General features: G+C 64.0%; 17 protein-coding genes. All 17 read left to right on the forward strand.

Annotated elements, in window-relative coordinates; translation table 11 throughout:
* Positions 1–9 precede the first annotated feature (9 nt).
* From CO675_RS11920 to CO675_RS12000, 17 genes are read left to right on the forward strand one after another with little or no spacing between them, the layout of a single operon-like run.
* Positions 10–345, forward strand: coding sequence for a hypothetical protein (locus CO675_RS11920; RefSeq protein ID WP_097672098.1), 336 nt, complete (start codon positions 10–12; stop codon positions 343–345).
* Positions 278–1534, forward strand: coding sequence for a PD-(D/E)XK nuclease-like domain-containing protein (locus CO675_RS11925; RefSeq protein WP_097672099.1), 1257 nt, complete (start codon positions 278–280; stop codon positions 1532–1534). Before CO675_RS11920 ends, CO675_RS11925 begins: the two co-directional genes overlap by 68 nt.
* Positions 1535–1551: 17 nt before the next feature.
* On the forward strand, positions 1552–2988 hold the full coding sequence (locus tag CO675_RS40930) for a hypothetical protein (protein WP_198964570.1): 1437 nt from the start codon (positions 1552–1554) through the stop codon (positions 2986–2988).
* Positions 2985–3458: a hypothetical protein gene (locus CO675_RS11935; protein WP_097672100.1), complete on the forward strand. Its 474-nt coding sequence runs from the start codon at positions 2985–2987 to the stop codon at positions 3456–3458. The genes CO675_RS40930 and CO675_RS11935 overlap by 4 nt, the downstream gene beginning before the upstream one ends.
* A complete protein-coding gene (locus CO675_RS41990) occupies positions 3455–4063 on the forward strand; it encodes a helix-turn-helix domain-containing protein (RefSeq protein ID WP_097672101.1) in 609 nt (202 codons plus the stop codon). Before CO675_RS11935 ends, CO675_RS41990 begins: the two co-directional genes overlap by 4 nt.
* A complete protein-coding gene (locus tag CO675_RS11945) occupies positions 4060–5118 on the forward strand; it encodes a phage Gp37/Gp68 family protein (RefSeq protein ID WP_097672102.1) in 1059 nt (352 codons plus the stop codon). The genes CO675_RS41990 and CO675_RS11945 overlap by 4 nt, the downstream gene beginning before the upstream one ends.
* Positions 5115–5759: a beta/alpha barrel domain-containing protein gene (locus tag CO675_RS11950; protein ID WP_097672103.1), complete on the forward strand. Its 645-nt coding sequence runs from the start codon at positions 5115–5117 to the stop codon at positions 5757–5759. Before CO675_RS11945 ends, CO675_RS11950 begins: the two co-directional genes overlap by 4 nt.
* 29 nt (positions 5760–5788) lie before the next feature.
* On the forward strand, positions 5789–6436 hold the full coding sequence (locus CO675_RS11955; protein WP_143278984.1) for a hypothetical protein: 648 nt from the start codon (positions 5789–5791) through the stop codon (positions 6434–6436).
* Positions 6433–6684, forward strand: coding sequence for a hypothetical protein (locus CO675_RS11960; protein WP_097672105.1), 252 nt, complete (start codon positions 6433–6435; stop codon positions 6682–6684). Before CO675_RS11955 ends, CO675_RS11960 begins: the two co-directional genes overlap by 4 nt.
* Positions 6681–7163, forward strand: coding sequence for a zinc-finger-containing protein (locus tag CO675_RS11965; RefSeq protein WP_097672106.1), 483 nt, complete (start codon positions 6681–6683; stop codon positions 7161–7163). The genes CO675_RS11960 and CO675_RS11965 overlap by 4 nt, the downstream gene beginning before the upstream one ends.
* Positions 7160–7591: a hypothetical protein gene (locus tag CO675_RS11970; protein WP_097672107.1), complete on the forward strand. Its 432-nt coding sequence runs from the start codon at positions 7160–7162 to the stop codon at positions 7589–7591. The genes CO675_RS11965 and CO675_RS11970 overlap by 4 nt, the downstream gene beginning before the upstream one ends.
* Complete coding sequence (locus CO675_RS11975; RefSeq protein WP_097672108.1) at positions 7584–7955, forward strand: hypothetical protein; 372 nt, start codon at positions 7584–7586, stop codon at positions 7953–7955. The genes CO675_RS11970 and CO675_RS11975 overlap by 8 nt, the downstream gene beginning before the upstream one ends.
* A gap of 31 nt (positions 7956–7986) precedes the next feature.
* Positions 7987–8355, forward strand: coding sequence for a hypothetical protein (locus tag CO675_RS11980; RefSeq protein WP_097672109.1), 369 nt, complete (start codon positions 7987–7989; stop codon positions 8353–8355).
* A complete protein-coding gene (locus CO675_RS11985; RefSeq protein WP_097672110.1) occupies positions 8348–9091 on the forward strand; it encodes a DNA N-6-adenine-methyltransferase in 744 nt (247 codons plus the stop codon). The genes CO675_RS11980 and CO675_RS11985 overlap by 8 nt, the downstream gene beginning before the upstream one ends.
* Positions 9088–10005: a 3'-5' exonuclease gene (locus tag CO675_RS11990; RefSeq protein WP_158231229.1), complete on the forward strand. Its 918-nt coding sequence runs from the start codon at positions 9088–9090 to the stop codon at positions 10003–10005. Before CO675_RS11985 ends, CO675_RS11990 begins: the two co-directional genes overlap by 4 nt.
* A complete protein-coding gene (locus CO675_RS11995) occupies positions 10002–10580 on the forward strand; it encodes a DUF1643 domain-containing protein (protein ID WP_097672112.1) in 579 nt (192 codons plus the stop codon). Before CO675_RS11990 ends, CO675_RS11995 begins: the two co-directional genes overlap by 4 nt.
* Positions 10577–12343, forward strand: a complete 1767-nt coding sequence (locus CO675_RS12000) for a helicase HerA domain-containing protein (RefSeq protein WP_158231230.1) — start codon at positions 10577–10579, stop codon at positions 12341–12343. The genes CO675_RS11995 and CO675_RS12000 overlap by 4 nt, the downstream gene beginning before the upstream one ends.
* Positions 12344–12391 lie beyond the last annotated feature (48 nt).

Genomic DNA, 12391 nt, shown 5'->3' on the forward strand with positions numbered 1-12391 from the left:
GACCAACAGATGTCTGCCCAAGACGATCTCAACGCCGCCGTAGGCGTGCTCGTGAAAGGCTACAGCGACCTGCATACCGCGCTCGTGCCGGCGCTGCAGATCATCGCCGACAACGCCAACGGCAATGCCGCGATCATTCAGCAGATCGCGAACATCCAGGGCGTCTCCCAGAAGATGGCGCAGGATGCCGCCGCCCTCACTGCTGCGATCCCGGCAGCGACCACGGTGACGCCGCCGGCCAGCCCGCCGTCGGTCGATACCGGCGGCACCCAGGCCGATGTCGCGCCACCCTCGATCGACGTCCCGCCTGTCACCGACCCGAACGCGACCCCGCCGACTTCCTGACCGGAAGACGGCTCCTCCCCAACTTGCCGCGCGGGTTTCGGCTCGCGCGGCCTCTTCTCCGGAAATCACCATGAACGCCGCTGTCCCCACCGCTGACGTCGCTGCCGCCGAGCCCGTGAAATTCGCGCCCGGCATCTACTTCGGCGTGCCCGAGGACAAGTACCACCAGGACACCTCGCTCGGATCCACGAAGCTGAAGGAACTGGTGATCGACCCGATCGAGTACCAGCACGGCCGCTTGCACGGCGCCGAGCAGAAAGAGACGTTTCAGCTGAAATGGGGCCGCGCGATCCACTGCCGCGCGCTCGAGGGAAAGCAGTTCCTGTGCGAGCGTTTCCCGATCGCGCCATCCCTGGCCGACTATCCCAAAGCGCTCGTGACAATGGATCACCTGCGCGACCACGCCAAGAAACTTGGCCTCACCAAGATCGGCAATACCAAAGCATTGGTCGCCACCGCGATCCGCGAATTCGACCAGACTATCCCCATCTGGGACGAGATCATGGCTCGGTTCGAAAATGAGCACGCTGGCAAGACCATCATCCCGCGCGAGGCGATCGAGCACATCGAGCGCGCCGTGGAATGGATGCAGCGGGAGCCGAAGCTGGCACCCGTCATGGAGGGCGGCACCTTCACCGCCGGCGCGTCCGAAGTCTCTATCTTTTACGAGGAGAACGGCGTTCGGCTGAAGGCACGCATTGACCATCTGCTTTCGCACGCGGTCGTCGACCTGAAGTCCTTCCGGCCCTTCCTGCAGGAGCGACTGAGAGAAGGCGCGAAGAAGGCGATCTCGCGCATGCGGTACGACCTGCAGGCCGCAGCATACATCCGCGCGCTGAAGGTTGCCGCCAAGCTGTTTGCCGAGGGCAAGATTTTCGATTGTCCCTACTCGCCAGCCTTCCTCGAGTCCGTGTTTGCAGCGCTGAAGGTGGCGGAGCGCGATCCGCGATCCGAAGAGGCACTGAAATGGGTGTGGGTGCTGATCAAGGCCTCGGGCGCGCCGCAACCGGTCGTCGCTGAGTTCGATCTCGGCAGCATGATCTTCCGCCAGGCGGCCGTCGATATCGACGACGCCATCAAGAACTACCGCCTCTACGTCGAGAAGTTCGGCCTTGACCAGGACTGGGTGCCGGAGATCCCGGCCGAGGTCTGGGGCGATACCGACTTTCCGTCATGGGCTTTCACCTGAACCACTGAGGACTGACGATGAATATGATTGTCGAAGGCGACCCGCGCGACCAGGAACGCCAAACACTGCCCGCCGTAGTGGTAGAAAGTGCCATGCCCGCGATGCTGCGCGCGGAGATCGACGGTCAGATTGCGACCGCCAAGGCCTATCCGCGGAACGTCTCGCGTGCGATCGGCAACATCAAGAGCCTGGCGACCCTCGACGAGGAGACCGCCGCGGAGTCGCTTTACGCGCTCGTCCGTAAGAAGAAGCAGCAGAGCCGCGGCGGCAACGACTCCGCGGACACTGCCAATGCGGCAATCGAGGGTCCGAGCATTCGCCTTGCGGAGATTGCGGCCCAATGTTGGGGCAACTGCCGGATCGAAGCCCACGTCGTCACGGTCAATAAGAAGGACAAGTGGGTCGAGGCCGTTGGCACGTTCCACGATCTCGAGACCAACATGGCATCGACCGCGACTGTGCGGCGCCGGATCTCGACGTCAAGCGGCAATCTCTTCTCCGAAGACATGATCACCGTCACTGGCAACGCCGCCTGTTCGATTGCCAAGCGTAACGCGATCCTCGCTGGCATTCCGCGTGGCGTCTACCGCCCGGCTTATCATGCTGCGCGCGAGGTTGTGGCCGGTACTGCGGCTACGCTTTCGCAGAACCGCGACAAGGCTATCAAGGCCTTCGCGGCTTACGGCGTCACACCCGATCAGATCTTTGAAGCTCTGGACGTCCAGGGCGAAGCCGATATCCGTCTTGAGCACATCGCGACGCTGCGCGGCATGTTCATGTCGATCAAGAACGGCGAAGCCACGGTCGAAGAGATGTTCGCCAAGGAGAAGCCGTCTCAGGCCGATCCCGACTACAACCCCCTGACGAGGAAGGATACCGCCGCCGGCGCGAATGCAGCGGCTAGCGACCAACACCAATCCGCCGGTGAGAAGCCGGCCACGGATTCCGCCGCGGCGGAGGCAGCGCATCCATCTGGCCACGCGGCGGGACATCAACCCGCGGCCGGATCGGACAACGCTGCCACCTCGGCGCAGTCATCGGCGAAGCCAGCCCCCGCCGATGAAGGGACGAGCCAGGAGCGCACCGCCAGTGGCTCGTCCCAACCTGATTTGCTGTCCGGCCCAACCTCCGCCCAGGACGGCAAAGCGCAGTCGAGCATTCCCCAAGGCTCGGCTGCAGACGGAGCGGACGCGACCCGTGGCAATGGCGCCGCGTCCGCTCCCGATCAACTTCGGTCGTACCACAAGGCGCTCTCGACGATCGAGAACGGCGGCCCGGCGAAGCTCGGGAAAATGTCGCTCGCCTGGTATGAGAAGAACGGCAAGGAAACCGCATTCGACGATGCCAGCCACGCGAAGGCGAAAGAAATCCTGCTGGCTCATACCAAGCGCGTTGCGGGTGAAATCGACTTGGCAGCTTGCACCAAGCAGGTCGACGGGATCATCGCGCGATGACCATCCTCGATCGCCCGCCACCGGAATGGAAGCGTCCGACGACACCCTGCAATGTCAAGCTGCAGGTGCTGATCAATCAGGAAGGGCGCAGCACAATCGGCGGCGAAAAGCTGGGCCGGATCGAAAACACGCATTTCGATCACCGGCCGGCGCTCGAAGCACGGAAGTTCGACACCGAGGCATGGGACACAATCCCGCCGGCGAACGATCCCACGCATATCGAGGCCATCACTGTCGAGCAGCACGACCGCCGGACCAACGGGCCTGGCGGGACGAAGCGGATCACGACGCGTGGCTCCGACACCGGCGAACGTGCCCGGACGCGCCGGATCGCGCGCGGCCACGCCGAGCATAAGGCCACGATGACGGCGAAGGGCTCCGACGAGCCCCGGCCGAGCCCGGCAAAGCCCAAGCGCAAGATCGGTGGACGGTCATCGTTCCCAAAACGAAAGGTCCGGAGGTTCGGATGAGTTCCGTGATGGCAGCTACCCCTGAATTCGGTTCGGCGGCCGATATGGCCGCCCACTATCGGGCGGTCCGCGCGCGGATGCCGGTGGTGGTGCCGCAGTTGCGCCGCGACTATCTGGCGTTGCCGCGCCCCTGTGCTCGGCTTCTGCCCCCGCTATCCGGGTTTGCGACTGTCGAGGATATCATCCCGTCGCAATTCCTTCGCGCCCCGGAGGAAGTCGTCCGGTTGAGCAGCGAGGCCGAGCGCCTCGCGGTACGCCGCGCGGTCGCCGGCTATCTCGCCCTGCTCCGTCAATTTGCGCGCACGCATCGGCGCATGCCCCTGATCCAGGCGGCGGTCGGCCGCGCCTTCAAAATAGACCCGAACGGCTTCGCTCACCCTTCCCGCCGACACGGCGTCACCCGCGCTCGCCAGATCGCGATGTGTCTCTCGAAGCTGTTGACCTCGACCAGCCACAACGAGATCGGTCGCAGCTTCGGCGGCCGCGATCACACCACCGTGCTGCATGCGTACCGCAAGTTCCTGCCACTCGTCGTCGAAGTCTTGACCGAGATGTACGACGGCCAGTCCTGCCCGATCGACATTCCGGAGCCAGCCGACCAATGACCGATATCGAATGGGCACGAAATGTCGACGGGTCGCGCGGCAAGACATGGAATCCGGTTGTCGGTTGCTCCATCAAATCGCCGGGCTGCATCCATTGTTACGCCATGAGGCTCGCGTGGCGTCTGATCGCGATGGGCCAAGCGCGCTATCGCGGCACCGTCAAGAAGGTAAAGGGGCAGGTCGTTTGGACCGGCAAGATGGTTCAGGCTCCAGAGGAAACGATCTTTGAGCCGTTGCGCCGGAAGAAGCCGACGACCTATTTCGTCAATTCGATGTCGGACTTGTTCCACGAGGACCTTCCCGACGATTGGATTGACCTTGTCTTCGCTGTCATGGCGCTTTCGCCGCAGCACACCTATCAGGTCCTGACGAAACGCTCCGCCAGGATGCGTGCGTACTTCCAGCGGCCGGATCTCTATCGCCGCGTCCTCTTCTTCGCGGACAATTCCCTGCGGGCCTGGCGCCCGGAGCTCAGGGGGATCGGCATCGACGATCCAGCGCGCTCACCATTGAAGAACGTCTGGCTAGGCGTTTCGACCGAGCGCCAGCAAGAAGCAAACGAGCGGATACCCGATCTCCTCGCTACACCGGCGGCCGTTCGCTTCATCTCGGCGGAGCCGCTGCTCGGCCGCATCGACCTTCGGCAGATCATCCGCGAGGGCATTAATGGCGCCTTCGTTGACAACGCCTTGGATGGATTCGTCTCCAACGGGTGTGGCGGATCCTACGGACCGAAGCTTGATTGGGTGATCGTCGGCGGCGAGTCCGGCAAGGACGCCCGTCCGATGCATCCGGATTGGGCGCGCGCGCTGCGCGATCAATGCACCGCTGCCGGCGTGGCCTTTTTCTTCAAGCAGTGGGGGGCTTGGGCACCAGTCGGTTGGGTGCATGCCGCCAGCACTGGAGCTTTGCTGCGACCGGATGGACACGTTTGTCGCGATCGATCGCAACTGGCTCCCTCGGGCAACTACGAGATGGCTCGCCTCGGCAAGGCGCGCGCGGGACGACTGTTGGATGGCACCACATACGGCGAAATGCCGAGGAGAGCAGCATGAAGCCCGAGTTCATCACCTTCACCGGCATCGACAACTGGACCGAGCTCCACGACATCCACGTCCTGTCGCTGAAGTATCCGGTCGAGTTCGGGATCTTGTTCAGCCCGAAGCGTCAGGGCACCGATCCGCGTTATCCCGATGGTGACGCGCTGTCCCGGTTCATGTGGAGCGGGCTTCGTATGTCGGCGCACCTCTGCGGCGACTACAGCCGCCGCATCATGGCGGGCGAGTCAATCATCGACACCATTCCGGTCGATCTCGGGTATTTCGCCCGCATTCAGGTGAATCACGCCGAACCGGCCCCGACGAAGATCATTCAGTTCCGCAACGGCTGGGGCGACATGCGCGCGATCGCGCAGACCCGGGCCGACGCATTCCCGACCGACACCTCTGTGGACTGGCTGTTCGACCGCAGCGGCGGCGCCGGCGTCGCACCGACGGCCTGGCCGATGCATCCCGGCGGCGACCGGCTCGTCGGGTATGCCGGCGGCATCTCCCCGGACAACATCGGCGGCGTCATGTCCGAGCTCGAGCAAATGCCGGGCCGCTACTGGATCGACATGGAAAGCGGAGTCCGAACCGACGATCGGTTCGACATCGCGAAGTGCCGTGCCGCTTGCGAGGCGGTGTTCGGCAAATGAAGGACGTTCCGATCATCTTCAGCGCTCCGATGGTGCAGGGCCTGCTCCGAGAGATCAAAGTTCCGGGGACCGGCAAGACCATGACCAGGCGGTTGGCCTGGGGTGCACCGTTCAGCGTCTATGATGACGAGGATGGTCACAAGGCGAAGCGACTCCGCGTCGAAGGCTACAAGGTCAGCGGCCCCGATGACACCGGCATGCGCCTCGCTTGGCCGCCCTCACCGTGGCAATCCGTCAAAGTCGGCGACCGCCTCTGGGTGCGAGAGACCACCAGCGCGGAGCATCGTTGGGCCGGGACGAAACCGAGCCTGATCACCGATACCGACGTCTGGTACTGGGCCGACGGCAATCCGGACGACGGAGATTGGACGAAGCCCATCGTCTCGATCCATATGCCGCGCCGGTTTTCGCGGATCACGATGATCGTCACGGCGACGAAAATCGAGCGGCTGACCGCGATCAGCGAGGCTGATGCCCTTGCTGAGGGCGTGGAGCGCCGCGGTGACCGCGACTACTGGGCTGGGCTGAACCGCGGGACAGACGCTGTCGCGTGCTTCTCGGCGCTCTGGTTGTCGCTGCACGGCATGGGCTCTTGGGACAAGAACCCCGAGGTGGTCGCGATCTCGGCGCGCGTCATCAAGGCCAACGTGGATGCTCCGGAGGCGCGCGCGGCATGATGACCGGAACTCCAATGCGCGCTTGGTGCGCCGTCTATCAGTGGCCAAGCAAAAAGGAATTCCTGTTTGGCACCGTCCTCGTCCGGCCCGGCGCGCCAGATCAGGAAGCCGAAGCGGCGCTTGCGCAGCGGTTCACCGAGAAGTGGGGCGAGATCCTTCCCGATGATGTGCCGCGCCCGAAGCTAATCCGGCTGGTGCCTGGCACCATCTGGTTTGTCCCCGAAGAAGAACAGCGCGAGGCCGCATGACAGACACCGTTCCCAATTGCTGCGGCAGGACCACCAGGCTCACGACCGGACAAGAGATCTATCCGCACCGGCGCGACCTTCACTGGAAGCACTTCTATAAGTGCGACCGCTGCGGTGCTTACTGCGGCTGCCATCCCGGCACCACGAAAAGTCTCGGCACGCCGGCGAATGCCGCGACCGGAGCGGCGCGATCGAACCTGCACGACAACGTCTTCGATCCGATCTGGAAGGGCGCACTGTCATCCGGCCAATACAATCCGGAGGATCATCAAGCCGAAAACAAGATCAAGAAAGCCGCGCGCACGCGTCTGTATCGCTACCTTGCGCACCACCTCGGGATCGATCGCGACGACTGCCACTTTGGCATGTTCACGCTCGAGCAGTGCCAGCGCGCGACCGAGATCCTGGCCGGACTGACCTATCGGACTGTCCGGGACTGGCACTACGCCCAGGTCAAGCAGAAGGGCAAAACGGCATGAGTAAGGTCACCATACTCGGGCCGTGTCCCCTTTGCCATTCGGCCAAGTTGAACCTGTTCAGCCAATGGACCGGTTGGCGTGGCCAGATGATCGAGACCCCAAAAGTCCAGTGCACAGACTGCCGCTGCGAGGCCACCGTCGAGGCATGGTCGGCGCGGAAGCCGGCGCCGCCAGCGGCATGGTTACTCGTCGAGGCCCTGCGCGCGGACGAAGGCTACAGCGTGACCCTGATTTGCGACAACCCCGACTTCAACATGGGGCCGAACAGCGCGGTCGAGGTTTGCGGCGATTTTACCGACTGGAGCGAACGTCGGTTCGAGGGCGACAACCTCACCGGCGCTCTCATGGCCGCGTACCTCGCCAAGACGGGCGGCGCGGTTTCCCCGGAGATCGCCGACGCTCTGAAACGGGAGGCGGCTCATGGCTGACGTCACCGGCCCGATCTCAAGCCTGCCAGGATCTCGCCACGACCTGCCCGACGGCACGATGTGCGACCAGCACCCGGATCGTCCGGCCGTCGCTCGCGTGCAAGGCGAGACCGACTCCTTCGGCTGCGAGATGAATGATCTCTGCGAGGAGTGTCTGAAGGCGGAGCGCGACTACGCGCAGTCGGCAGAGGCTCGAACCGGCACTTGCGACTGGTGCAAGGGACCGGCAACGGACCTGGCTCCCACGCGCGACTACGAGGAAGGCATGTCCGGACCCGTCTACGAGGTCTGCGGCGCATGCAGAAAACGTCGCGAAGAACGCGACCGCGCAGAGCTCGACCGCTACGGCGACTACGACGATTAATTCGGAAATCCACAGGAGTGAGGATGGCGCCGTGAGCAGCAGTTGCCCGCAGGAAGTCGATTACGACCGCGACCGCTTCGTCAACGATCCATCGTATCGCGATGGCATGAACGACGGCGTGGCGTTCATGGTTGCGTCCGAAGAGCGAGAGAAGACGCGACGCGCAAAGCAGAACTGGTCTCGCTGGGAGCAAATGCGCCGCACCCGACAGTTCGGTTGGGAAGGTGAAACCTGGGTCTGCTACTTCTGGCGCTCCGGCTGGGACCACATTTCGTTTGGGCTTCACGTCTGTTTCGGCGGACCAAACATCGAGATCCATCTCCCATTCGGCTTTCTCAGGATCGGCCGGCGGACCGATCGACGCGAGCGGCGCGCAGTGAAGGAGGCGGCGGATGCATAGCGCCCCTCTCTTCGCCGGCATCGGCGGCCACCAAACTCCGCGGCGCGGCCGGACGGACAACTGGCTGACACCACCCTGGCTTCTGCGCATGCTCGGTGGCTGGGAAGCCTTCGATTTGGATCCGAGCGCGATGGTTGGCCAGCCATGGCGGACGGCCCGCCGTCACTACACGGTCGTCGACAACGGGCTGATCCTGCCGTGGGAGGGTGACGTCTGGCTCAACCCGCCATATTTGCGCGGGCTGCTCGGCCGGTTCATGGCGAGGATGGCAGACCACGGGCGCGGTATCGCGCTGATCTTCGCGCGCACCGAGACCGCGACGTTCTTCCGGAATGTCTGGGACCGCGCCTCGGCGGTTCTCTTCCCGCGCGGCCGGATCGACTTCTGCACGCCGGACGGTGGCACCGCCGGCGACTCCGGCGCGCCGTCGGTTCTCTGCGCCTATGGCGATCGACATGCCGAGGTGCTGGCTTCCGTCGATCGAGACTTCGGCCAGTTCGTGCCTCTGCGCCTGCCGCGGAGCGTCATCGTCCTGGCGCTGGCGACAACCTGGCGCGACGCCATCGCCGACTGGCTGCGGGCACAACGCGGTCCCGTTGCCCTCGCCGATATCTACCGCGCCTTCGCGTCTCACCCGAAGACCGCGGCCAACCCGAACTACCAGGCCAAGATCCGGCAGGTGCTCCAGTTGGGCGCCGGCGTGCGGGTTGGTCGCGGACAATGGAGCGCAGCATGATCATCCGACCCTGCGATGTCGAAGCAACCAGCACAGAACCCGACGCCGAGGTGATCGAAATCGGCGCCTACGATATCCGCGACGGACACCTCTACACCACCGGCTACCACACCTTCGTGAAGCCAGCGGCGCCGATCCCGCCGGCGTCGTCCGCCGTGCACCATCTCACCGATGCCGACGTCGCCGACGCCCCGGCATGGAACGTGGCTTGGCGGAAGCTTGTCGAACTTGATCCGGAGTATGAAGGCGAAGAACTCATCTTCGCGGCGCATTTTGCTCAGTACGAGCGCCAGTTCTTCGACCCACTGGTCAAGGCGCGCTGGATCGACACATGGAAATGCGCACTCCGGCAATGGCCCGAACTCGACGGCCATAAGCTGCAGGAGCTGCGCTATTCGCTGCGGCTGCTCGACCATCCGAAGGCGATGCCGGCACTGGCGATGCCACCGCACCGCGCCCTCCCCGACGCCTATCTCTGCGGCTTCTTGGTGATCGAGCTCCTGAAGCACCAACCGATCGAGATACTGATCCAGTGGAGCGAGGAGCCAGCCGTCTTCTCCAAGTTCGATTTCGGCAAGTTCAGCGGCAAGCCTCTATCGGCCGCCGATGACGGCTTCCTCACCTGGATGCTGGACAAGGACTTCAGCGACGACTGGAAGTGGAACATCAGGCGCGAGATCGAGCGTCGCATCACCGCTAAGCGGAAGGAAGCGCTTGATCTGATGCTGCCCGCGATCGCCGGCGCTGCCAGCGTTACGGATCTCGAGAACTGGTACCACGGGTCGGGCCCCTATCTGGCGAAGCACGCCATCCTGATCGGCTCACCCGAATACGACACGCTGATCCAAGCCTGCGCGGCACGGAAGAAGGCCCTGATCGAAGGCGGGCAGCCGCAGTTTGGTGCGACGTCATGAACGCGGCGCTCCACAATCCGGGCGGCAAGGTCAAGCTGCGGCTCGCCGATGGCGTCGCCGGTGACGCCATGTTCTGGGGCGAGAACGATTGCTATCGGCCGATGCTGACACGGAAGTGGGTGAACCTGTTCACTGCCGGCACAAGGCTGCCTAACAATTTCGTCCTTTGGATCGGCATGAACCCGTCGGTCGCCGATGCCAACGTCGACGACCCCACTATGAACAAGGTGATCGACTTCTCGATGGAGTGGGGTTTCGACGGCCTCGCCATGATGAACGTCTGCGACTTCCGCGCAACGGAGCCGGCCGCGCTCCTCAAGCCCGGCGTCGTGCCGCGGAGCAAGGGGAATCTGCCGCTGATCCGGGACACTGCGAAGCAAGCAGCCAAGATCGTCTGCGCCTGGGGCAACCTTCACCGCAACCTCGTTCATTTCGCGGTGGATGCCGAGGACGCTTTGCGCCGGGACCAGCACAAATTGTGGTGTCTTGGCCTCAACAAGGGCGGCACGCCCAAGCACCCGCTCTACGTCCGGGGCGACACGCCGCTCGTTGAATTTCAGGGGATACCAGTTTGACCGCTCATTTGACCAAGCCATTGCATGCCGTCATCGGCACCTATGCGGACGGCACCGACGTCACGCTCGAGCTCGACAAGCTGATCGGGTCGCATCTCTGTATCCAGGGCAATAGCGGCGCCGGCAAATCAGGAGCAATCCGCAAACTGCTCGAGACCACGCACGGCTTCGTCCAGCACATTGTCATCGACGTCGAGGACGAGTTCTACACGCTGCGCGAAAAGTTCGAGTACCTGATCGCCGGCGGTGACAATGGCGACTGCGAGGCAAGCGTCCACAACGCCGCGGCGCTGGCGCTAACGATCTTGAAGACCGGCTTTTCGGCGATCATCCAGATCAACGGCCTCCCGATCGACGAGCGGCGCGAATTCATCGCGCTGTTTCTGGACGCTCTCATCGCGGCACCGAAGGACCTTTGGCATCCCGCGCTCGTCGTCTTGGACGAGGCGCAGATGTATGCACCCCAGGTCGGCCTGGTCGGGAGCTCGGCGGCCGTGACGTCGCTCATGACGCTCGGCCGCAAGCGCGGATTTACAGGAGTCCTGGCCACGCCTCGGATCTCCAGCATCAACAAGGACGCAACCGGCCCGGTGAACAACTGGCTGATGGGCCGGATCGGGCAGCCGACGGACCGCCGGTCGACCGCCGACGCCCTCGGCTTTCGGGCCAATTCCGAGGAAGCCCGCGGGCTGCTAAGACTTCGGACGCGGCAGTTCTGGGCCTTTGGGCCTGCACTTTGCATCGAGCCGACACAGATGATGATCGGCGATGCCGCGACCACGGTCATCAAGGCGGGCCAGGCCGCCGTGCCGACTCCGCCTGCCCCCGCCGCCATGCAGCGGATGCTGGCGCAACTGAATGCCGCTGCGAAGGCGGCAAAGACGGTGGACCCGGACACGGCTGACGTCGCGGCGCTCCGGGCCGAGATCACGCGCCTCAACGCCGAGTTGGCGAAGGGCGGTGCGCCGCCAGCGGCTGCCTCGCGGGAGGAAATTGACGCCGCATATCAGGAAGGGCTGTGGGACGGTCTGCATCCCTTCCTCGACTTGTTCGAAGACTTCAAGGTGATCGGGGCTGGCGTGCAAAATCTGCTTGCTCGTGTCGCAGAGGTCCAATCGAAGCATCAAAGCTCCGCCGATCACGCTCCGCCGCACGCACGAGAACTGCGCAATCATCGCTCCCTGCTGAAACCGGGCTCGCGATCCGTGAACGCCCCTGCTCGCGCACCGGTGCGGCCGGCAGCGCCTCCACCATCGCCGGCGGCGGGCGGCGATGGGCCAATCGGCGGCGTGCAGCAGAAGATACTGAACTCGGTTGCCGAAATGCAGCGGCTCTGCGGCTTGGCACCGCCGAGGCAGTTGGTCGCGATGGTGGCCGGCTACAAGAACGTGAGAAGCACTGGGTTCGCGAAGGCCTTGTCTGGGCTGTCTGCAGGGGGCCTGGTCTCCTATCCCGACAGCGGAACGGTTGGGCTGACCGACGCGGGCCTAAAGCAGGCTCGCCCTCGCCCCGCGGCTCTGACGACTGAAGATGTCCAAGCGCAGGTCATCAGAATTCTCGGCGAGACCGCAGGGAAGATCCTCGGCCATCTGATCACGGCCTATCCCGGGGTCATGGATCGCGCACTCTTGGCCGAGCGATCCGGCTATCAGAACGTCAGGAGCACCGGCTTCGCGAAGGCGCTCTCTCGCCTGTCGACGCTCGGCTTTGTCTCCTACCCATCGAGCGGCACAGCCAAAGCCGGGGAGATCCTTTTCCCATGACTCGCGCACTGACAATCTTGAATGAAACCGGCGACGTCACCATCACCT

It is taken from the genome of Bradyrhizobium sp. C9, assembly GCF_002532045.1.
Taxonomy (GTDB): domain Bacteria; phylum Pseudomonadota; class Alphaproteobacteria; order Rhizobiales; family Xanthobacteraceae; genus Bradyrhizobium.

Bases quoted from the DNA above. Each gene is read 5' to 3' on its own strand.
- CO675_RS11970 (WP_097672107.1), top strand. From the start codon at position 7,160: ATGAGTAAGGTCACCATACTCGGGCCGTGTCCCCTTTGCCATTCGGCC.
- CO675_RS11925 (WP_097672099.1), top strand. From the start codon at position 278: ATGTCGCGCCACCCTCGATCGACGTCCCGCCTGTCACCGACCCGAACG.
- CO675_RS11955 (WP_143278984.1), top strand. From the start codon at position 5,789: ATGGTGCAGGGCCTGCTCCGAGAGATCAAAGTTCCGGGGACCGGCAAG.
- CO675_RS40930 (WP_198964570.1), top strand. From the start codon at position 1,552: ATGAATATGATTGTCGAAGGCGACCCGCGCGACCAGGAACGCCAAACA.
- CO675_RS11975 (WP_097672108.1), top strand. From the start codon at position 7,584: ATGGCTGACGTCACCGGCCCGATCTCAAGCCTGCCAGGATCTCGCCAC.
- CO675_RS11935 (WP_097672100.1), top strand. From the start codon at position 2,985: ATGACCATCCTCGATCGCCCGCCACCGGAATGGAAGCGTCCGACGACA.
- CO675_RS11965 (WP_097672106.1), top strand. From the start codon at position 6,681: ATGACAGACACCGTTCCCAATTGCTGCGGCAGGACCACCAGGCTCACG.
- CO675_RS11960 (WP_097672105.1), top strand. From the start codon at position 6,433: ATGATGACCGGAACTCCAATGCGCGCTTGGTGCGCCGTCTATCAGTGG.
- CO675_RS11920 (WP_097672098.1), top strand. From the start codon at position 10: ATGTCTGCCCAAGACGATCTCAACGCCGCCGTAGGCGTGCTCGTGAAA.
- CO675_RS11985 (WP_097672110.1), top strand. From the start codon at position 8,348: ATGCATAGCGCCCCTCTCTTCGCCGGCATCGGCGGCCACCAAACTCCG.
- CO675_RS11995 (WP_097672112.1), top strand. From the start codon at position 10,002: ATGAACGCGGCGCTCCACAATCCGGGCGGCAAGGTCAAGCTGCGGCTC.
- CO675_RS41990 (WP_097672101.1), top strand. From the start codon at position 3,455: ATGAGTTCCGTGATGGCAGCTACCCCTGAATTCGGTTCGGCGGCCGAT.
- CO675_RS11945 (WP_097672102.1), top strand. From the start codon at position 4,060: ATGACCGATATCGAATGGGCACGAAATGTCGACGGGTCGCGCGGCAAG.
- CO675_RS11950 (WP_097672103.1), top strand. From the start codon at position 5,115: ATGAAGCCCGAGTTCATCACCTTCACCGGCATCGACAACTGGACCGAG.
- CO675_RS11990 (WP_158231229.1), top strand. From the start codon at position 9,088: ATGATCATCCGACCCTGCGATGTCGAAGCAACCAGCACAGAACCCGAC.